Source organism: Longimicrobium sp. (genome assembly GCF_048594345.1).
Taxonomy (GTDB): Bacteria; Gemmatimonadota; Gemmatimonadetes; order Longimicrobiales; family Longimicrobiaceae; genus Longimicrobium.
In genome coordinates, this window is record NZ_JBMDXM010000046.1 from 61403 (window position 1) to 81486 (window position 20084).

General features: G+C 69.8%; 19 protein-coding genes and 1 other RNA gene. 3 read left to right on the forward strand and 17 right to left on the reverse strand.

What is annotated here, in order from left to right; all coding sequences use genetic code 11:
* Positions 1–221: 221 nt before the first annotated feature.
* From ACOJUJ_RS05190 to ssrA, 4 genes are all read right to left on the reverse strand, one after another.
* Positions 222–434, reverse strand: a complete 213-nt coding sequence (locus tag ACOJUJ_RS05190; RefSeq protein ID WP_420125787.1) for a hypothetical protein — start codon at positions 432–434, stop codon at positions 222–224.
* A 73-nt stretch (positions 435–507) separates the two neighbouring features.
* On the reverse strand, positions 508–729 hold the full coding sequence (locus ACOJUJ_RS05195) for a hypothetical protein (RefSeq protein WP_420125788.1): 222 nt from the start codon (positions 727–729) through the stop codon (positions 508–510).
* Between the two features lie 61 nt (positions 730–790).
* Positions 791–991 carry a hypothetical protein gene (locus tag ACOJUJ_RS05200; protein ID WP_420125789.1) on the reverse strand — a complete coding sequence of 67 codons (201 nt, stop codon included), beginning with the start codon at positions 989–991 and terminating at the stop codon, positions 791–793.
* Positions 992–1227: 236 nt separating this feature from the next.
* Positions 1228–1603, reverse strand: a transfer-messenger RNA (tmRNA) gene (ssrA, locus tag ACOJUJ_RS05205).
* Between the two features lie 281 nt (positions 1604–1884).
* On the opposite strand from ssrA, the gene ACOJUJ_RS05210 reads away from it, so the two are divergent.
* Entirely contained in the window at positions 1885–2454 is a 570-nt protein-coding gene (locus tag ACOJUJ_RS05210; RefSeq protein WP_420125790.1) for a hypothetical protein, read from the forward strand.
* Positions 2455–2803: 349 nt separating this feature from the next.
* Here ACOJUJ_RS05210 and ACOJUJ_RS05215 read toward each other — a convergent pair whose 3' ends face one another.
* From ACOJUJ_RS05215 to ACOJUJ_RS05235, 5 genes are all read right to left on the reverse strand, one after another.
* Positions 2804–4705: a GGDEF domain-containing protein gene (locus ACOJUJ_RS05215; RefSeq protein ID WP_420125791.1), complete on the reverse strand. Its 1902-nt coding sequence runs from the start codon at positions 4703–4705 to the stop codon at positions 2804–2806.
* Positions 4706–4776: 71 nt separating this feature from the next.
* Positions 4777–5538, reverse strand: a complete 762-nt coding sequence (gene larB, locus ACOJUJ_RS05220; RefSeq protein WP_420125792.1) for a nickel pincer cofactor biosynthesis protein LarB — start codon at positions 5536–5538, stop codon at positions 4777–4779.
* Entirely contained in the window at positions 5535–6533 is a 999-nt protein-coding gene (gene dusB, locus ACOJUJ_RS05225) for a tRNA dihydrouridine synthase DusB (RefSeq protein WP_420125793.1), read from the reverse strand. The genes larB and dusB overlap by 4 nt, the downstream gene beginning before the upstream one ends.
* A gap of 192 nt (positions 6534–6725) precedes the next feature.
* Positions 6726–6959: a hypothetical protein gene (locus tag ACOJUJ_RS05230; protein WP_420125794.1), complete on the reverse strand. Its 234-nt coding sequence runs from the start codon at positions 6957–6959 to the stop codon at positions 6726–6728.
* A 785-nt stretch (positions 6960–7744) separates the two neighbouring features.
* Complete coding sequence (locus ACOJUJ_RS05235) at positions 7745–8152, reverse strand: hypothetical protein (protein ID WP_420125795.1); 408 nt, start codon at positions 8150–8152, stop codon at positions 7745–7747.
* Between the two features lie 256 nt (positions 8153–8408).
* On the opposite strand from ACOJUJ_RS05235, the gene ACOJUJ_RS05240 reads away from it, so the two are divergent.
* Complete coding sequence (locus tag ACOJUJ_RS05240; RefSeq protein WP_420125796.1) at positions 8409–9446, forward strand: hypothetical protein; 1038 nt, start codon at positions 8409–8411, stop codon at positions 9444–9446.
* 82 nt (positions 9447–9528) lie between these two features.
* On the opposite strand, the gene holA is transcribed toward ACOJUJ_RS05240, so the two are convergent.
* Both holA and ACOJUJ_RS05250 read right to left on the reverse strand, forming a co-directional pair.
* Complete coding sequence (holA, locus tag ACOJUJ_RS05245) at positions 9529–10548, reverse strand: DNA polymerase III subunit delta (RefSeq protein WP_420125797.1); 1020 nt, start codon at positions 10546–10548, stop codon at positions 9529–9531.
* Complete coding sequence (locus ACOJUJ_RS05250; RefSeq protein WP_420125798.1) at positions 10549–11124, reverse strand: zf-HC2 domain-containing protein; 576 nt, start codon at positions 11122–11124, stop codon at positions 10549–10551. It abuts the gene before it with no gap.
* Positions 11125–11724: 600 nt separating this feature from the next.
* Between ACOJUJ_RS05250 and ACOJUJ_RS05255 the strand changes: the two genes are divergently transcribed.
* A complete protein-coding gene (locus tag ACOJUJ_RS05255) occupies positions 11725–12321 on the forward strand; it encodes an outer membrane beta-barrel protein (RefSeq protein ID WP_420125799.1) in 597 nt (198 codons plus the stop codon).
* A 505-nt stretch (positions 12322–12826) separates the two neighbouring features.
* Here ACOJUJ_RS05255 and ACOJUJ_RS05260 read toward each other — a convergent pair.
* The 6 genes from ACOJUJ_RS05260 to ACOJUJ_RS05285 all read right to left on the reverse strand — a co-directional run bounded on the left by ACOJUJ_RS05260 (position 12827) and on the right by ACOJUJ_RS05285 (position 19814).
* A complete protein-coding gene (locus ACOJUJ_RS05260; protein ID WP_420125800.1) occupies positions 12827–13465 on the reverse strand; it encodes a sigma-70 family RNA polymerase sigma factor in 639 nt (212 codons plus the stop codon).
* Positions 13466–13735: 270 nt separating this feature from the next.
* Positions 13736–14317 carry an NUDIX hydrolase gene (locus tag ACOJUJ_RS05265; protein WP_420125801.1) on the reverse strand — a complete coding sequence of 194 codons (582 nt, stop codon included), beginning with the start codon at positions 14315–14317 and terminating at the stop codon, positions 13736–13738.
* 359 nt (positions 14318–14676) lie between these two features.
* Positions 14677–16059, reverse strand: a complete 1383-nt coding sequence (locus ACOJUJ_RS05270) for a M16 family metallopeptidase (RefSeq protein ID WP_420125802.1) — start codon at positions 16057–16059, stop codon at positions 14677–14679.
* Positions 16056–17351 (reverse strand): M16 family metallopeptidase, encoded by a 1296-nt coding sequence (locus ACOJUJ_RS05275; protein ID WP_420125803.1) that lies wholly within the window; start codon positions 17349–17351, stop codon positions 16056–16058. The genes ACOJUJ_RS05270 and ACOJUJ_RS05275 overlap by 4 nt, the downstream gene beginning before the upstream one ends.
* 874 nt (positions 17352–18225) lie before the next feature.
* The gene (locus ACOJUJ_RS05280) at positions 18226–18801 is read right to left on the reverse strand and encodes a YdcF family protein (RefSeq protein WP_420125804.1); all 576 of its coding nucleotides are present in this window, start codon (positions 18799–18801) and stop codon (positions 18226–18228) included.
* Between the two features lie 134 nt (positions 18802–18935).
* Positions 18936–19814: a tetratricopeptide repeat protein gene (locus ACOJUJ_RS05285; RefSeq protein WP_420125805.1), complete on the reverse strand. Its 879-nt coding sequence runs from the start codon at positions 19812–19814 to the stop codon at positions 18936–18938.
* Between the last annotated feature and the right edge of the window lie 270 nt (positions 19815–20084).

Sequence of the window (20084 nt, forward strand, 5' to 3'; positions counted from 1 at the left end):
AATCGGCATGGACGTGGACCCGTGCCCGGCACGTGCGTGTCTTCATCATCCCCGACGAGGGCGGTGGCGCCACCTCCATCACCACCTGTGACGCGCCGCAGTCCAACGGGGTGATCCACGTGGTCAACCGCGTACTGCTGCCGCAGTCGCTTTTGAGCGATGAACGACGAGGCCGCGCCAGGAAACGGATTCCCGGCGCGGCCCCGTTCGTTATGCCCCCGTCAGCGATAGCAGACGCAGATGCCGGCGCTGCTGCAGAATCCTCCCAGGCCGCGGTTGGTCAGGTCGCAGATCCGGTCGCAGACCTGTTGGTTGCACGCCTGTGCCGTGGGCGCAACCGGCGCCGGCGCCGCGAACGCCTGCGCGCCTCCGAATCCCAGGGCCACCGCCGTCCCGGCGCCGAACACCCGGCGCCGCATCGCCATCATCTTCATCGGCTCCCCCCTCTGGTTGCGGATGAGAGAAGAGCCGCGCCGGAGTGCCCCGGCGCGGCTCCGCGCGTCTACGTCATCCGCCGATGTAGCAGTTGCAACTGCCATCGGAGCCGCAGAAACCGCCGATGCTGCCGGGGATGGCCTGGCAGATCCGGTTGCACGCCTGCGGGTTGCACACCTGCGCCGCGCCGGTCGCGGGGGCCGGCGACGCCATCGCCTGCGCCCCTCCAAATCCCAGCGAGGCCACCGTCGCGGCGCCGAACACCCAGCGGGTCACCGTCTTGCTCGTACGCATGGATCCTCCTCCGGTTTGCGTTTCCGTCAGGATTGCAGGTTACGCGAACGCCCGCCGCTCCTTAGAAGAGGCAGATGCACGCGCCCGCATCGGTGCACCGCCCGCTGATGGCGCCCTGGGCCTGGCAGCCGGCGTTGCATCCCTTGGGATTGCACGCCCGCATCTCGCCTCCCGGCGCGGGTGCCGCCACCGCCTGTGCTCCGCCAAACCCCAGCGCCGCCGCCATCCCCAGCCCGAACACCCATCCCCTCGCCTTGCGCATCTCCCCACCTCCCACCGAAGTGTTTACCCGGCAACCACTTGTGGCGCGCAGGCATTGCAATCATCATACCCTTTCCCGCCGTCCCGCACGGATGGTTCCGGGCGCGCCGGAGCCAAACTCCGTTCACTCCGTTGACTCCGTGTGAGGCATTCTTTTCCTGGCGAAACCGGAGATCCCGGATAGGCAACGCAAAAAGGCCGGGCCAGCAGTGGATGCTGAGCCCGGCCTTTTCTGTTGAGTGGAGCTGGCGGGAATCGAACCCGCGTCCGCCTACAGATCCCTCGCGACGTCTACGTGCGTATCCCCCTGTTCTTTTCTCCTCGCTCGCTCATCGGCCAGTGGGAAGCCCATCGCGAACCAGCCGTGCAAATCTCGCCTGCGCCGTCACGGCGCCAAACGCAGGCCAGCCAGAATTTGATGACGCCCGCCGGCCCGCCTCAGGCGGGGCTGACCGGAAGACGGGAGGTAAGGAAACCGCTAGGGTCTCTACTTACGCAGCCAGAGCGAAGTTATCGTTCGCGGTTACTAGTTTCCCGGAGGTTTTACGAGGTATCCGAGGACCTCGGCACGCAGCCACGGCTTCACCGTACACGTCGAAACCTTGACAGCCCCAAACCCGTGTTTTCAAACGACGCTCCTAATCTACCAGCGTCGGACCATCCTGTCAATCCTCTTGTCCTGCAACAACTTACGCGCCCGCCACCTGTCACGCCCCCCTCGACAGTTGCTCATCGCAACGCGCGTGCCCGCTGCCTATCGAAACTCCCGTCATATGTAGTCAAAAATCTTCGCAAGTGACAATTCAGCAACACGTTAGGCACGACGATTGCGCAGGGAAGATGCACGACCGCCGACGGTCGGTGGCCGATCCTTCGTTTTCTGGAGACGATCTGATGGTTAAAGCAGTGTTTGCGGCGGTTCTGGCGTCCGTGGCGGTTTCGGCGGTGGACGCGCACGCGCAGATGGGGATTCCGCTCTCCGTCGAGGGGCGCCTAGACTACGCCGTCCCCACGGGCGACTTTGACGACGCGGTGGACGAGGGCGCGGGATGGAGCGCGGGCGCGTCGCTGGGGATCAGCCCCGGACTGGCGCTGTACGGCACCTACAGCAACACGCGCTTTGGCGCGGGGCTGCTGGACGACGAGGAGCCGCACGCCGAAGACAGCGGCTTTTCGGTGGGCCTGACGGCCGCCATCCCCGGGGGCACGGCCCGCGTGGCGCCGTGGGTCGGGGCCGGCGCCGTGTTCCACACGCTGGAGCTGGGCGGCGTGGAGGAGGGGATCGACGAGAAGGTGGGCTTCGAGGTGGGCGGCGGCGTGGCGATCGGCGTCGCGCGGAACGTGCGCCTTACCCCGGGCATCGGCTACCGCCGCTACACCGCGGAGTTCGACGGCGTGCTGGGCGACACGGAGCTCGACGTCTCGTACGTCACCGCCGGCGTGGGCCTTAACATCTCGTTCTGATCCACCGCCTTCGGCAGTACAAACGAGGGAGGACGCACGCCGCGTCCTCCCTCGTTTTTGTGCTCCGAGCCTTCCCACACAGTGCGAGCAACTTGGGAACTTTCAACGAAAGAGTTGATTTCCTGAGGGAGGCGCCGCGCTGATCATGGCCCAACCTCTAGGGTCTGACGCCGACCGAAGGATCTCGCCGGCAGAACTGAGGGGCTGGCCTCCACACGCTGCGGCCGGCCCCACAGTGCGGCAGACGAGATCCTTCAGTCGCGCGCACACGGCTGTGATGCTTCGGGCTCCGTGTGGCGCTCCCTCAGGAAATCAACACTTGTTGGCCGCTGAATCTCGTGCGTACGCCCTACGGCTCCACGCTGACGGGATTCTCCAGGCGCGGCGCGATGGAAACGCGGTTGCGGCCGGTGTCCTTGGCGCGGTACAGGGCCACGTCCGCCTGCCCCAGCACCTCGCCCGGCGTGGCGGTGCAGTCCGGGCAGGCGCTCACGCCCAGCGAAGCGGTGACGGAAAGACGCTGTCCGTTGTAGTCCACCATGCGCGTCTCCAGGTTGCGGCGGATGCGCTCCGCCGCCTCCGCCGCCTGGCCCACCGTCGTCTCCGGCAGCAGCACCACGAACTCCTCGCCCCCCAGCCGGGCGGGCAGGTCCACGTCGCGCACCGTGGACTGCAGCAGCTCCGCCACGTGCTGCAGCACCCGGTCGCCCGCCTCGTGCCCCCAGGTGTCGTTGAACTTCTTGAAGAAGTCCACGTCCAGCGCAATGATGCTGAACGGCCGCGCGTAGCGGTCAAAGTAGCCGGCGAGCGACGCCAGCCGCGCCTCGAAGGTGCTGCGGTTGGCCAGCCCCGTCAGCGGATCGGTGGATGCGCGGTGGTCCAGCGCCTCGAAGCGCCTCGCGCTGCGCATGGGCAGCGGCGCCACGGAACACAGCATCCGCGCGATCTCCATCTCCCGCTCCCCCAGCCGCCCCGGCTCCGGGTGCCACACCGCAACCGCGCCCATCGCCCGCCCGTCCAGCATCAGCGGCAGGATGGCGGCCGAGCGCGGCGGCGACTCCCACCGCTCCGCCGCCGTCAGCAGCGGCAGGCGGTCGCTCTGCTTGCGCAGGTCGGCGTGGTGCAGCTCCACACCGTGCTTGACCGCCAGCGCCAGCCGCGACTCGCCCTCGCCAAACCCCTCCGCGTCCATGGGGATGGATTCGCCGGACACGTGCAGTACCTTGCCGCGTCCGGAATCGTCCGTCACCAGCGCCACGCCGGCGCCCGCCGCGCCCGTCCCCTGCCGCACCGCCGCCGCCAGCTGCCCGGCGAACTTGTCCAGCTCCAGCTCGCCCGGCAGCGTGCGCACCGCATCCGACATGGCGCGCATCCCCGCGTCCGCGCGGCGGACGGCCTGCCGCGCCTTCAGCAGCCCCAGCAGCGTGGCCAGGTGATGCCCCGCGCGCGCCGCCGCCGTCTCCGCCCCCGGCGGCACCATCCCGGGATACGCCAGCGCGAGGACAAGAACACGCTCGTCGATCTCCACCGGCACCAGCAGCATCTCCGCCGCCCAGGCCGAAGGCAGCTGCTTCTTTCCCCGCTCGATGCGCTGCGGCAGCCGCTCGTCCACCGCCCAGGCGAACGGGTGGCCGGCCAGCGGCACCGGCGTTTCCGGCGCGTCCACGTCCGGCGCCGCCACGCGCGACAGCAGCGCCGCCGTCCGCTCCTCCCCTTCCCCCTCCGCCCGCCAGAGCGCCGCCTCGTGCGCGTCCGTGGCACGCATCACCGTCGCCAGCGCCGTCTCCACCGCCTCCGCGTCCGTGGCCTCGCCCGAGCGCCGGGGCCGCGGTTCGGCGGGCTCCACCGGCGCGGCCTTGCGGTGCGGCTGGGCGGATGCACTTCCGCCCGCCAGCGCCGCCAGCCCCGCGGCGACGGCCATCAGCAGGATCCACCGCAGCACCATCGTCCACGCCGGCGGCGCCCCATCCACCAGGTCCGCCAGCAGTCCGAGAACGGCGACGGCCGCGATGGCGGGGACGATGGACTTCGCCGGCGCACGGCGCGCGAAAAGGCCCGCCCATCCCGCCGCCAGCGGGGCCAGGGGCGAGGCGAGTGAGCCGGTGGCGATGATCAGGACGTGCAGCGGGGGCCAGAGCGCCGCGACCGCCGCGGAGTCCCTGCCGTGCACGCGGTGCGTCCAGACGTGCAGGGCCAGGAGGGCGACGACGGCCAGCGCCGCGCCCCACCACGGCAGCCGGGGCACGGCCACCAGCGCGGCCAGGTAGGCCAGCGCCGACGCGGCGAGCGGCAGGGCGGGTGCGCGGTCGCGAGGGGGAATCGTCAGGAAGGCGGAAGAAGGTTGATGCGCGACGCGGCCGCCGCGGCGCCGAACCCGTTGTCGATGTTCACCACCGTCACCCCCGACGCGCAGGAGTTCAGCATCCCCAGCAGCGCCGACAGCCCGCCGAACGCCGCGCCGTATCCCACACTCGTCGGCACCGCGATCACGGGGACGGAAACCAGCCCGCCGACGACGGAGGGCAGCGCGCCCTCCATCCCCGCCACCACGATGACCACGGCGGCCGAGCCCAGCACGTCGCGCGCGGCCAGAACGCGGTGAATGCCCGCCACGCCCACGTCGGTAAGCCGCTCCACGGGATTGCCGTACGCCCGCGCCGTCACCGCCGCCTCTTCCGCCACCGGCAGGTCGCTGGTCCCCGCGGTGACGATCAGGATCGATCCACGCGTCTTTCGCTCGACGGGATTCGCCGCAGGGAGCCAGGCCGTGCGGCCGAGCGGATTGATCTCCACACCCGGCACCGCGCGCCGCAGCGCCTCCTCCGCCTCGGGCGCCACGCGCGTGGCGAGAAAGCCTTCCCCCCGCGCCGCGATGCGCTCCGCGATCCCGGCCAGGTGCTCCGGTGTCTTTCCGGCGCCAAAGACGACCTCGGGAAAGCCCTGCCGCAGCGCGCGGTGGTGGTCCACCCGGGCAAAGTCCAGGTCTTCCACCGGCGCCCACGCCAGCCGCCGCTCCGCCTCTTCCACCGCCACCGTGCCGCCGGCCACCTCGGCCAGCAGCGCGCGAAGCCGCTCGGGGGTCAAGCGGGCACTCCCTCGTACTGCGCCAGGTAGCCTTCCAGCAGGCGCTCCGCCTCCGCCAGCTCCTTGACCTCGAACAGCTCCTGCCGCAGGTAGCGCCCGTTGGGCAGCCCCTTGGTGTACCAGCCCAGGTGCTTGCGGAACTCGATCATCGCCTTTTCCTCGTCCGATTCCCAGGCGATCGCCAGCCGCGCGTGCTCGATGACGGTGCGAAAGCGCTCCGCCGGGTCCGGATCGGGCGGAACGGGCCGCCCCTCCAGCGCCGCGCGGGCCTGCGCGAACAGCCAGGGCGCACCGTGCGAGCCGCGCGCGATCATGATGCCGTCGCAGCGGGTGTGCTCGTACATCCGCCGCGCGTCCTCGCCGCTCCACACGTCGCCGTTGCCGATGACGGGGATGTCCAGCGCCGCCTTGACCGCCGCGATCTCGTCCCAGTTGGCCACGCCGCTGTACATCTGCGTCCGCGTCCGCGCGTGCAGCGTCAGCGACTCGGCGCCGGCGTCCTGGCAGCGCAGGGCAATGCCCACGGGGTCGCGCGTGTCCTCGGTGAACCCGCTGCGGATCTTGACCGTCGTGGGGATGCTGATGGCCCCCTTCACCGCGCGGATGATGGATTCCACCAGGTCCAGGTCGCGCAGGCAGCCGCTGCCCCCGTTGCGGTTGACCACCTTCTTGACCGGGCAGCCGAAGTTGATGTCCAGGAAGTCCGGCTCGTACACCTCTTCCACCAGCCGCGCCGCCTCGGCCATGGCGTCCGGCTCGGCGCCAAAGATCTGGATGCCGATGGGCCGCTCTTCGTCGTTGAAGCGCAGGTAGGTGTGCGTCCGCTTGTCGTGGCGGCGGATGCCCTCGGCCGATACGAACTCCGACACCACCACGTCCGCTCCGAACTGGCGGCACAGGCGGCGGAACGGCGACTCGCTGACGCCGGCCTGCGGCGCCAGGTAGAGCGGAACGGTGCCGCTCCGCAGCAGGTCGATGGGGTTGATGCTGGACATGGCGGCAATATACACGGATGCGGCGGACCCGTTCAACCGGCGCGGCGCGGCTGAGGGTCGGGCGAGGGAAAGGCCCAGCGGCGGGACGTGCGAAAAGCCCCGTCCCAGCGCTTCCCACAGGCGCCGGACGGGGCTTTTCCTTTCCGGGCGTCGGCCCTGGCGCCCGCTGGCTGCGCGGCGCCGTGCGTCAAGTCAGGCCGTCTCCTGGTTCAAGCACTTCAGCCCGCGGATGGTGCACTCGCATTCCACGTCGCACGACGCGTAGTCGGTCCGGCGGCGCGCGCACGTCAATGCGTCGTCGGCGGAAGTACAGGGATCCTGGGGCGTCGTAAAGTACGCGCGCACGGTACCGCGAGGGTCCTGCACTTCGCCCGTATCAAACGATTCCACGGCCAGCGATTCGATCTTCAAGCGGATCTTGCGCATGGGTCTGCCCCTTGGGAGAGCGGTTTGGCGGACGCGCGGACGTCGTCCGCATGAGCCGGGGGTGGCTCTTCGACGCGGCCTCGCGGGTCTGGGCCCTGTCGATCTACATCTACAATGGTCATTAAGTATGTGTTTTGGCAATCTCCCGAGTCGTTTCTGTCCCGATGGGGAGAGTGAATCGTGGTACCCGGCCTGACGTTCGAGATCCGCAAACGGCCAGGAGATCACCGTCATTCTGAGGCCGGGAAGGCGCAGCGCGCAACCCTTTTTCACGCGCCAGGGTTGGTGGCTCTGACGAAGAATCTCCTTCGGAAACGTAGCAAGGGCTCACCAAGCAGACGTAGCGGACGAGATCGTGAGCCCATCCCGCACACGTAACGGTGCGACTGAAAAGGACCGGCCGCGTCTCGTGCAGAATGACGCCATCCGCCGCATTTCGTACCGGTGCCCTTCTTCCGGACCCCGGGAGCGCAAGCGAAAAACCCGCAGTCTTTGCTGCGGACGCGCAGGCGATTGGGCCCCGCACACACCTAGGCCGCCGCAGTCCGCAGGACTTTGTGACGTTCCAGCCGCGGTTTCAACCGCCCGGGAACGCGACCGGACGCACTTCCTTCCGACACGAGAAAACCTCCCCCGCGGCGAGGAGAGGGTCGTATCAATCGACGCGCGTGTCGCGTCACCTACGCCGCCTGGCGGTCGCTGCGGCCGATGGCCCACAGGCGGAGGACCAGCCGTGGACGGCGCTTCCCGCGCGCACTTCCATCCTCCGTTACGACGACGCGCGATCAGCCGGCGGAGGGCGAGTCCGCGGCCGCACGCGCGGTTCGCCCGCGGAAGCGGCGTACGAGCGCACACCCGCAGATCCACGCCGCCGTCGCGCCGGCCAGCGCCCACGGCTTCGGCACCTGCATCCAGCGCTGCAGCAGGATGAGGCCCGCGATCACCGGCGCGCCGAACGCAATGCCGGCCATGGGAAGGAACGCCAGCCCCAGCGGCCGCCGCGCGTACGCCACGACCGCGGCCTCCGGGCGCAGCGACCAGAGCAAAAACGCGCCGATGACCAAGAAATACAGGATGAACGCGGCCAGAAACGCGACGCTCTCCTGCCACCCCACCCCCAGCCGCCCGCTCCGCGCGCTGGCGACGAATGGAAGCGTGAGCAGCAGCAGCGCTCCGGCCCATTCCACCCCCATGCGTACCCTTCCCTGTACCCGCACGCCGCCTCCCCGCTGGTTTTACACGACTGCAGCGCCCACGCACCGGCGGATCAAAGACCGTGCTCGGATCAGAATCCTCCGCGAGCCCCGCCCTGGGTCCGATTACGGGACGGACAGGAACATTGCGGTACAAGTCATGCTATGGCAAAGCCTTACTTCGGATTGGCGCATAAGGAGCCAATGCCGGGCGGTACGTCCACTTCACCGCAACCCTGACCGTGTGAGGTGCATCATGAATCCACGAGTACCCGCCACGTTCATCATCCTGGCCGTAACGGCTGTCGCGGCCTGCGGTGACCACGGCGTCACGGAGCCCCGCGTCGCGACATCCGCTCCCGCCGCCACGGAGCTGGAGATTGCCTGCGCGTACCCGGATGGCGCCAGGATCGTCCAGGTCTCCACGTCCACACAGCTGACGGCCGCCCTGGCGAACGCGCAGCCCGGCGATTTCATCCAGATGGCGGGCGGAACCTACACGGGTCCTTTCTCGGCCACCGTGTCGGGCACCGCCGGGCAGCGAATCACCCTCTGCGGAAACCGGGACGCCGTCATCCAGACCGGTTCCACGTCCACGCTGGGCTTTGCGCTGCGGATACGGGCGAGCTACTGGACGCTGACGGGATTCACGGTCACCAGCGCGCAGCAGGGTGTCTCCGTGGAGGGCGGTGCCTACAACGACGTCCAGAACCTCGCCGTCCACGGCATCGGACAGGAAGCCATCAAGCTCTTCAAGCTCAGCAGCTACAACACGGTGCGGAACAACCACATCTACGACACCGGGGTCTGGTACCCGGAGTGGGGCGAGGGGGTGTACGTGGGCAGCTACAACGGTCACTGGACCGCGAACAGCGGTGGCCAGCCCGACGCGAGCGATTACAACCAGGTGCTGAACAACGTCTTTGGCCCCGACGTACGGGCGGAGCACATCGACGTAAAGGAAGGAACCACGGGAGGCCTGATCGACGGTAACACCTTCGACGGGCGGGGGATGGTGCAGTCCCAGACCTGGGTCGATTCGTGGGTGGAGATCAAGGGGAACGGCTACACCGTCAGCGGAAACACCGGCGCCGTTTCCATCCGGGACGGGTTCCAGTCCTATCAGGTCCTCGCCGGCTGGGGATACAACAACACCTTCGCCGGCAACGTGGCCGACGTGCAGGCCTCCGGGTACGGGTTCCGTGTGGACAACGGGATGGGCCACGTCGTCCGCTGCGACAACCAGGTGACGAACGCGGGGACGGGGTACGCGAACGTGGCCTGCACGCCGTGATCCGCATTCCCTGACGAAAAGGCCCTCTCCCGTCGCGCGGGAGAGGGTCCTTTTCGATGGCTCGATGCGTGGCGACGGTTCTTTACGCCGCCTGGCGGTCGCTGCGGCCGATGGCCCACAGGCGGAGGAGCAGCTCCTCCAGCGCCTGGCGGTCGGAAAGGGAGGCGGACTTGAGCAGGCGGTCGGTGCGCAGCAGCTCGGCCAGCGCCTGGTCCACCTCCGGCAGGCTCCACCTGCGCGCCACGGGGACAATGCGGCGCGCCATCCACTTCTGAAACGGCTTCAGTTCGCGCTCCAGCGCCTGCTGCCCGCCCGCGCACACCAGCGCCACCTTCAGCAGCTGCCCGCCCATCCCGATCACCAGCCCCACCCCGTTCTCGCCCGACTCCAGCAGAATGGGCAGCGTCTCCAGCGCCTCGCGAAAGCGGCGCTCGGAGATCATGTCGAACCAGGCCCAGCGGTCCTGGCGGGGGATAATGCCGCCCACCGCGCGCACGTCGTCCAGCGTGACCCGCTTACGGTCCTGCGCGTACGCGGCCAGCTTGCGCAGCTCCGACCCCAGGTGCCCCAGGTCCACGCCGATCCCGCCCACCAGCGCCCGCGCCGCCTCGGGGTCCACCTCTACCCCCAGCTCTTCGCGCGCCGTCTCCATCACCCACCCCGGCGCGTCGTCCTGCGACAGCTGCGCGTACTCCACCGAGACCGCGCGCTTCTTGAGGTCGTCGTAGAACTTGGCCTTGGACGACGAGGGGATGGACGCGGACACGACCAGGATCAGCCCGGGATCGGGCGCCTTGGACACCGCCTCCACCACCTCGCGCGCCTTGACCGAAAGCCCCTGCGCGTCGCGAACCACCACCACGCGGTGCTCCGCCATCATCGGCGGGGTGGCGACGATGCTGGCCAGGGCGTCGGCCGTCACGTCGCCGCCGCGCAGCTGGTCGAAGTTGAAGTCACGGGTGGCGGGATCCAGATACGCGGCGACCACCTTGGCCACCGCTTCCTCGCGCAGGTAGTCCTCGTCGCCAAAAAAGAAGAACGCACCCCCCGCGACACGGTCGCGCAGGGTGCGGTCCAGCTGTCCGGGGCGGATGGAGGCCACTTACTCGGCGGTGGAGTGGCGCAGACCGTCGCCCGGCGAGGAAAGCGCCGCGGTCGAGGCCGCGTGGTACAGCACGTTGCCGTACGGCATGGGATACACCTCCACTCCCACCTCTTCCAGCCGCGCGGCCAGCCCTTCACCGGCGTGCTCGGCCGCCAGCCGGTACTGCGTCTCGGGCGCCGGTGCGCTGGCCGCGGCCGAGGGGAGCATGGTCACCGTCGGCGTCAGGCGCGCGTACATGCCGGGCACCACCGCCACCGCGGCCACGGACGCCGCCGCCGCCATGCCCACGGCCGCCACGCGGCGCGACGAGCGGCGGGCAAGGCGCGCGCGGGCGGCGGCCATGTCGTCCTGCTCGTGCCAGATGCGGTGCTGCAGCCGCTCCATGAAATCGCCCGAGACCTCCAGCTCCGGCAGGTCGCGCAGCACCCTGGCGCCGCCGTCCACCACGCGGTCGTACCGCGCGCACGACGCGCAGTCGCGCAGGTGCGCCTCAAAGGCGACCCGGTCGGGGAGCGCAAGCATCCCGTCGCGAAAGTCGGAGTAGCCGTCCAGAAAGGTGCCGCAGTCCATCATCTCACGCCTGCGCCGCTGGTTGCAACCGGAGCCCCGGTCTGTGCCTTGGGCTGCGTTGTACGCGCGGAGCGTGTCAGGGTTCCACACCCCCCGCGTCCGGTGGACACACCCCGTCCGCCGCGTGAGACACGATGCATCCGCTTTCTCGAAAAGGAAAGGGGTGCAAGGAAATCAGCACTTCCGCGCCCTCCCCCATCATCCCCCGCGCGCAAACCCCTGCCCGCATCAGGCCGGGCCTCGCGGAGCGGATCAGGATCCGCCTCGGTCCACGGCTCGCCGACGGCATCTTGGGCAGCACATCCGTGGGCGTGATGCACCCGCGCGTCAAAGGAAGCGGCGCTCGTCCGTTCTATCGCCGGCGGGCACCGTTCATCCGCCCTCGCCGCCGCCTTGTCGGGGCACGGCAGGGGTGGTTGCCGGTGAAAGCTTGACCCGTCCGCGACCGGCGCGTTACCGTGCGCGCCGGCCGGGCCGCTCGCAAGGGCGGCTCGCTCCGCCCCGGGCGCCACCCTGCCGCCCCGGCCGCGGCGCACCACGTTACCCGGATGCCGGCGCCCGTGCCGGCGTCTTCACGCCGTTCCTTTGTCCGGAGAAGACTGCATGCGTCGGATTACGCTGTTCGCGACCGCGGCCGCACTGGCCGCTACCGTTCAGGCGGCGGAGGCACAGGCCCCGCAGCTGGCGCTGGAAGGCCGCGCCGGCTTCGCCTTTCCCATCGGGGAGTGGAACGAGGACGAGGTTCTGGAAAACGGCGTGGGATACGGCGCCAGCGTCATCGCCATGGTGACCCCGCAGATCGGCGTGTACGCCGGGTGGGAAACCTACGAGTTCTCCATCGACGAAGACGAGCCCGGCGTGTCGGCCGACGCGACCGACGTGGGATACCGGGCCGGCATCTCCCTCTCCACCCCGCCCCTGCCGGGGAACCGCATCACGCCGTTTGTGGAGGCGGGCGTGATTTACAACGTCCTGGAGATCGGCGCGAACGCGGGCGGCACCTCCCTCCAGATCCTCTCCGACCGGACCATCGGCTTTGAGGGAGGCGTCGGCGTGGTGGGCGCGGTGAACTCACGGATCAGCGTGGTGCCCACGCTGCGCTACCGCCGCCACGACGTGGAGTTCGACAGCGCCGAAGGCCTGGACGCCGAAACGGTGGAGTACGTCGTCATCGGCGTGGGGCTGCGGCTGCACATGTAATCCCGGGCCAAACAAACGGGAGGTGTAACGCGAAGGGCGCGGAGAGAGATTCTCCGCGCCCTTCGCCGTTCGCGCTCCCGCGCCTATGCGCTGTGGGCGTGCGCTCCCTCAGAGGGCCTGGAGAAACCGCAGCTCTTCGCACGAAACGCACAGTCATCCTGAGGGAGCGCCACGCGGAACCTTCAGGAGCACAAGAGCTTACGCGCGACCGAAGGACCTTCTCTCCGCCACCGTGGAACTTGATGCGGGGCATGAAGCCAGCCTCACGCTTGTGCCGGCAAGGTCCTTCGGTCGGCGCCAGGCTATTGTGTATGAGCAGGGTATGGAGCGGCGCCTCCCTCAGGATGACTGTCATGATTCGAGCTTTCTCAATACCCTCTCAGCCTCAGGACAGTGTGGCTCACGTGGGCGTGAGGACTGGCGCGCAAAGGGCAAAGAAAACGGGGGTGAGCCAGACATCGGCCCACCCCCGTCCTGCTCTCCCGCCCCCCGACGGGAAGATCCTTCAGTCCAGCACCGGCGCGATCAGCTGCGCAAAGTTGTTGCGCGCGCGGTTCAGCCGGCTCTTTACGGTGCCCAGGTTGGTCGCCGTGATGTCGGCGATCTCCTCGTACGTCTTGCCCTCCATCTCGCGAAGGATGAAGACGGTGCGGTGGTGCTCCGGCAGCTGGTCCACGGCGGCGTCGACCTGGCTCTTGAGGTGGCGCTTGCGGAACAGGTCGTCCGGCCGGTAGGTGTTGTCTTCCCACTCCAGCGGACGCGCGTCGGCGTCGCGGTTCTTCATCAGCGTCTGGAACAGCACCAGCGGGTTGCGCGAACGGTTGCGCAGCTCGTTCTTGGCCAGGTTGGACGAGATGGTGTAGACCCAGGTGGAGAACTTCTTGGTCTGGTCAAACCGGTGCAGGTGCCGGTAGACGCGGATGAAGGTCTCCTGCACCAGGTCCTCGGCCCGCTCGCGGTCGCCGGTGGTGCGGTAGATGAAGTTCAGCAGGCGGTTCTGGTAGCGCTCCACCAGCTCGCCAAAGGCAAGGCGGTCGCCGGCAAGGTGCGCGGCCACCACGCCGCTGTCGTCCAGCTGCTTGAGCGATTCGCGGGGCGTGCGCTGCTGCCCGGCGTTGCGTTCCTTCGCGAGAATCTGAAACATGGTCTGGACTCCCTGGGGGGATAAAGCCGGAAGGGCGGCCTGCTGTCGGCGTAGAGGAAAGGCAGGTGCCGTTCCCGGACCGCTCTGAAGGTTGGATGCGCCAAAAGCCCTGATGGTTGCTACGCTTTTGGCCCACCCGCCGCCGCCCGCCGTTCTCACGTCTGTCCCCCATTCAGGACGGCAGCCGAGAGAAAGTGACACCGTTTTCCGTACCGCGTGGCGCCGTGCTTTCCGGAGAACGTACTTCCGGCCCCGCCTCTGACGCCGCGCCTACCTTCCGAACACGAACCCCGCCGCGTACAGCAGGGTGCAGATCGTCTTTCCGTCGCTGATCTCGCCGTCGCGCACCATCCGCAGTGCCTCCGAAAGCGGCACCGTCACCGTTTCCACAAATTCGTCCGCGTCGAACTCCGTCTCGCCCGCGGTCAGGTCGGTGGCCATGAACAGGTGAATGCGCTCGTCCGTAAAGCCCGGCGTGGTCCAGATGGCCGTGAGCGGCCGCAGCGTGCCGGCCTCAAGCCCCGTTTCTTCGCGCAGCTCGCGCCGCGCGCATTCGTCCCACGGCTCGCCGGGGCGGTCGGGGCGTCCGGCGGGAACCTCGTACAGCCAGCCGCCCGAGGCGTAGCGGTACTGCCGGATCAGGACGATCTGGGGATCGGGGCCGTCGGGATCGCTCAGGACGGGGAGCACCGCGGCGGCGCCGGAGTGGCGGATCATCTCCAGCTCGCCCGTGGAGCCGTCGGGATAGCGGACCGTGTCCACGCCCAGGTCCACGATGCGCCCCCTGTGCACCGGCATGCGTTCGATCAGCCCGGGCTGTACCGCGGGGCGCTGCGTGTCGGAATCGCTCATGTCGATGGTCCGTGAATGGAAGATGGATGTTCGCCGCGCGCCGCTCAACCGGTCGCGGGGTGTGCTAACCCGATCCTAATTCCGCATTTGTGGCGCGGGGCCGCGGTTCGGGCGGGGATTGCGATCCGGGAACCAGACCTAAACGCGGGTGCGGAGTGGTTCGAATGACATCGAACTGGCCGCGGGGTGCCCCTCCCCCGGCCCCTCCCCGTTCGTGCCTCACGGAGAGGGGAGGATTCGATCCCGCTGCGACGGACTTCCGGGTCGCCGCTGGGGACCCGTTCTCCTGAACGCCGACGCTCCGCGGCAGCGGGGCCGCGGAGCGTCGGTGCATCCTCATCATCCGTTCCGCGCGCGCGTCAGCCCAGCACCTCCGCGGGGTCGACCACCTGCACGGGGCCGATGTCCAGCGCCTCCAGCCCGCCCCGCAGCTCCCCCGCGTCGCCCACGACGACCACGGCGGCGCGGTCGGGCATCAGGTGGCGGCGGGCGGCTTCGCGCACCTCGTCAGCGGTGACGGCCATCAGCCGGTCGCGGTAGCTGTCGTAGTAGTCGTCGGGGAGGCCGTAGACGGCCAGGGAGCTCAGCTTGCCCGCCAGTCCGTCGGTGGTCTGCAGCGCCAGGGGAAAGGTGCCGGCCAGGTAGCTGCGCGCGTCGGACAGCTCCGCGTCCGACACCAGCTCGTCCTGCAGCAGGCGCATGTCGCGCAGCACCTCGCTGACGGAATGCGCCGTCCCCTCGCTCTGGATGGCGGCGGAGACGGTGAACGTTCCCGGCAGCTTGCGCATCCCGAACGCCGAGCTGACGCCGTACGTGTAGCCCAGGCGCTCGCGCAGGTTCAGGTTGAGGCGCGAGGAGAACAGGCCCCCCAGGATGGCGTTCATCACCGACACCGCAAAGTAGTCCCGGGAGGTGCGCGGGATGCCCAGGTGCCCCACGCGCACCTCGCTCTGCACGGATCCGGGCCGGTCCGCCAGAATGATGGTGGTCTCGCCGAAGCGCGGCTGCGTCTGCGGCTCGCGCGCGGGCGCCGGCGCGCCGGTCCACCCCGCGAAGTACCGCTCGGCCAGCGCGGAGACGCCGTCCAGCGTCACGTCGCCCGCCGCGCACAGCCAGGCACCGGCCGGCAGATAGTGCGTCGCGTGGTAGCCGGCGACGTCCTCGCGGGTGAGCGTGGCGAGCGTGGCGGGCATCCCGCCCAGCCGCCGTCCGAACGGGTGCCCGGCGGGAAAGCTGTACCAGGTGTTCAGCTCGTCCGCCAGCGTGGAGGGGTCGGCGCGGCGCTGCGCCACCGCGGCCAGCCGCTCGTCGCGGATGCGCTCCACCTCGTGCCGCGGAAAGGCGGGGCGGATCACCATGTCGGCCAGAATGCGCATCCCCGCCTCGAGCCGCGAGGTGAGCGCGGTAAAGCCGGCCAGCGTGGTATCCCACGAGATCCCCGTCTCCAGCGCCAGCCCCAGCTCGTCCACGGCCTCGGCCATCTGCGTGGCGTCGCGGCCGCCGGCGCCGGACTCCAGCAGTCCGGCCGTGAGCGAGGCCATCCCGCCGCGCTCCTCCGGCTCGCCAAGGCCGCCAGAGGGGAGCACCAGGTCCAGCGTGGCGATCGGAAAGGCGTGGTTCTCGGCGACGACCACCTCCAGCCCGTTGTCCAGCGTCCGCCGCTGCACCCGCGGAAAGGTGAACGGGCGCAGCGGCCCGGGGGCGGGGGGACGCGTGCGGTCAAGCATCGTGGCGTCCGTCATGCCGCCTCCGCCGCCGGAGCCGCGGCCTGCGGCACGTAGGTCAGCACCACGCGGTTGTCGGCGACGAGGTGACGTGCCACAAAGTCGCGCACGTGCTCCGCCGTCACGGCGCGGTAGCGGTCCATTTCGGTGTTGATGAGCTCCGGCTGGTCAAAGTAGGTGGTCAGCATGGAAAGCTGGTCCGCGCGCTCGCTCACCTTCTGCAGCTCCAGCACCCGCCGCGCCTCCAGGCTCACCAGCGCGCGCTCCATCTCCTCCGCCGCCGGCGGCTCCTGCGCCAGCCGCCCCAGCTCCTCCAGCAGCGCGGCCTCCACCGGCTCGGGCGCGTCCCCGGGGGGCACGGTGCCGCGCAGGATGAGCATGGCCGCGCCGGTCACGACGGGCAGGACGAACGCCGCCACGGCGCGGGCGACGCGCCGCTCGCGCACCAGCGCCCGGTACAGCCGCGCGGACTTGCCGCCGGCCAGCAGCTCCGTCACCACGTCGGCCACGTAGTAGTCCTGCGTGCCGTACGCCGGCACGCGGTACGCCACGTGGACGCGCGCCAGGGCCACGGCGGAGTGCACCGTCTCGCGCACCTCGCCCCCGATGTGCAGCGGCTCCAGCTCCGGGCGGCCGGGGAGCGGGGGCACGCCGGGCCCGCGGGGGATGGGCCCGAAGTAGCGGTCGATCAGCCGCAGCGCCTCGTCGCGTTCGAACGAGCCGCAGAGGGTGAGGACGGCGTTGTCGGGCGCGTAGAAGGTGCGAAAGAAGTCGCGCACGTCGTCCAGCGTGGCGGCGTCCAGATCGTCCATGCTGCCGATGACGGAGTGGTGGTACGGGTGGTCGGGCGGGTAGACCAGCCGCTGCAGCCGCTCGTCCCAGTCGCCGTACGGCGCGTTGTCCACCCGCTGGCGCCGCTCGTTCTTCACCACCTCACGCTGGTTGTCGAACTTTTCCTGCGTGAGCGCGGGAAGGTAGAAGCCCAGGCGGTCGCTCTCCAGCCACAGGCCCAGCTCCAGGTGGCTGGCGGGGAGGGTGGCGTAGTAGTTGGTGCGGTCCAGCCAGGTGCTGGCGTTGATGGACCCGCCCACGCGCTCCACCAGCGCGATGTGCTGCGTGTCGGGGACGTTCTGCGACCCCTGGAACATCATGTGCTCGAACAGGTGGGCCAGCCCGGTGCGCCCCGACACCTCGTTTCGGCTCCCCACGTTGTACCACAGGTTCAGCGAGACCACGGGCAGGCTGTGGTCCTGTGAAAGCACCACGCGCAGGCCGTTGTCCAGCGTAGTTCGTTCGATCGGAATCTGCATCCGCTCCGCGTCCTCTTCCGGTTCTGTCTGGTTTTTCTGGTATCGACGGGCTTCAGGAACGGCGGGGTTTGGGCGTGTCCCTCCGCTGCGCTACGGGCCGGGCTGCGCGCGCCGTAGGCAACGATACGACTGTTGCCAACGGCGCCGAGCCCCCGGCGCTCACCGGCGGATGCGCGTTCCCTCGGCGCTCGTGCATGCGCGCCGGTGTCTCGGCCCTGCGGGCGCGCATCCCTCACGCAACGACGCCCAGCCGTCCGCAATCAGGACGTACCGTGATCTCTCCGCGCAGTGCTCCGGCACGTCCCCGCCCGGGCGGTTGAAACCGCGGCGACAACGGCACGAAGTCCGCCTGCGCGGACTCGGCGGCCGGGCGCGTGCGGCGTTCCACGCACCTGGGCGTCCGCAACCGGGGACGTACCGTCATCTTTCCGCCCAGTGCTCCGGCACGTCCCGTCCCGGGCGGTTGAAACCGCGGCTACAACGGCACAATGTCCGCTGCGCGGACTCGGCGGCCGGGGTGCGTCCGCGTTCCAGGCACCTGCGCGTCCGCAACCGGCGCCGGCTTCCGCGCGAACCCATCCGTCGACATCCGACGGTGTCATTTCGAAGGAGCGCCGCGCGGAACCTCCCCGCACCTCGAGTCAGGGCGCGACCGACCGATCGGGTTTCGGCCGGCTCGTGACCCGTCGTCGCGCCGCGATCCCGCGGCTACAATCCGCGCAGGCGGATTTTGCGCCCTTCCAGCGGCGAATTTATTCGCTCCTGGACGGGGGACGCGCGCCCATCATCAACCGCCGGACGCTCCCGATCCTTCCCACCGCCGCGCCGCATCTGCCTGCACCGCGAACGTGAGCGCGGCGCATCACCGGCGGACCTAGAGCGCCTGGAGGAGCGCGAAGGGGAGGCTGAAGCTTTCGCGGATCAGGTGCTTGCGCTCTTCCTCGCGGTTGCGCGAGATGGGGCTGGTGCGTGTGGGCGAGGTGTAGCCGGTAAAGCCCACGCGTTTGGCCAGCAGCTTCAGGCGCAGCATGTGGAACGGATCGCTCACCAGCACGGCGGTCTGCATGTTCTGCCCGCGCATGAGCCGCGACACGGCGCGCATGGACTCCAGCGTCGTCATCCCGCCGCGCTCCGTGAGGATGGCGGCGGCGGGGACACCCTGGCGGATGGCGTAGCGCCGGCTGACCACGGCCTCGCTCACCGTGTCGCCGGGGGCCTGGCCGCCGGTCATGATGAGCATGGGCGCCACGCCGCGCTCGTACAGCCGCACCGCGTGGTCCAGCCGCGCCTTGAGCACGGGGGACGGACGTCCGTCGTACTGCGCGGCGCCAAGAACGACGATGGCGTCGGACTTTCGCGCCTCGTTGCGGCGCCCCCACAGGTGGATGGAGGCGATGGAAAGCGCCCAGCACGCGATCATGAACAGCCCCAGCTTCACCAGTCCGCTCACGATGCGCACGGGGAGCGGGCGGCGTTTGCGGGTGCGCCCGGGCGCCTCCGCATGCGGGGGCGGCGGCGGGCCTTCCGGCGCGGGCGGAGGGCCGGCGATCGTGTGATCGCCGTCGGAGGGGGGCGGGTGGCCGTTCACGCGCGCTGCAGCAGCCGCTCGCGCAGCAGTGAAGGCCCAAGATCCAGGCGCAGGAACTCCGCCGCGGTCTCCGCACCCGCCTCCACGCGGTCCTCCACTTCGGCGATCAGCTCGCGGTCGCTGCTGTCCGCCGCCTGTCCGGCGCGCGCCAGCGCCTCCCACGCGGGATCCTCCCACCCCTCCGCCGCCATGGCCAGCGCGGCGATCAGCTGCACCTCCACGTCTTCGTCGCGCTCCTCCGCCGCCTGGTGAAGCTGCTCGGCGCCCTCTTCGCCGCGCCCGGCATCCACCAGCGCCAGCCCGAACAACCCGCGCAGCCACGAATCCCCCGGCGTGCGCGAAAGGGCCTCCTCCAGCGCGTCCAGCCCCTCGGGCGCGCGGCCGGCCAGCAGCAGCGCCATCCCCAGCTCCGCGTGCATGGAGCCGTCTTCAGGCGCCAGGTCGCGCGCGGCCTGCAGCTCGGTGATGGCCTCGGCGAACAGGCCTTCGCGCGCCAGGTACGCGCCGTACGCGGCGCGGGCGAAGGGAAAATCGGGCGCGGTGAGGGCGGCCAGGCGCAGGGCGCGCTCGGCCTCGGGATCGTCCAGCGCGGAAAGCCCGCTCCCCGCGGTCGCCAGGACGAACGGATCATCGGGCTCCATGGCCAGCGCGCGGCGAAACATCTCGTACGCCTCGCCGTCCTCGCCCACGCGCTGCGCGGCCAGCCCCGCCCACACCAGCAGCAGGGGGTCGTCGCCCTGCTCGTCCAGCGCGACGGAGAGCAGGTCGTGCACGTGGTCCCACATCTCGTCCTCGGCGAGCGCCTGCGCCTGCGCCACGATCCCTTCGATCGTGGCGCCACGGTCGTCGTCCACCGGCTGCCCGTCTTCGCTCATCCGCTCCGCTTGGTCGTCGTCGTACCCGCCCGCGCGAACCGCCGCGCCTCTGGAATCCTGCCCCCCCGTGCCGCGCTTCGCAAGGTGCGCTCCGCTTTGCGGCCATCCTCATACCGAATCCGTAAAAACCAACATCGGAAGGTACAGAGGAACCGGGAACCGCCAGAGAAACAGAGGTGATCCGCATTCCTCCTCTGTTCCTCTGGCTGTTCTCTGTTCCTCTGTACCCTGACCTCTGTTTTCGGTAGCCCGACGTGAGGTGAGGTGGTT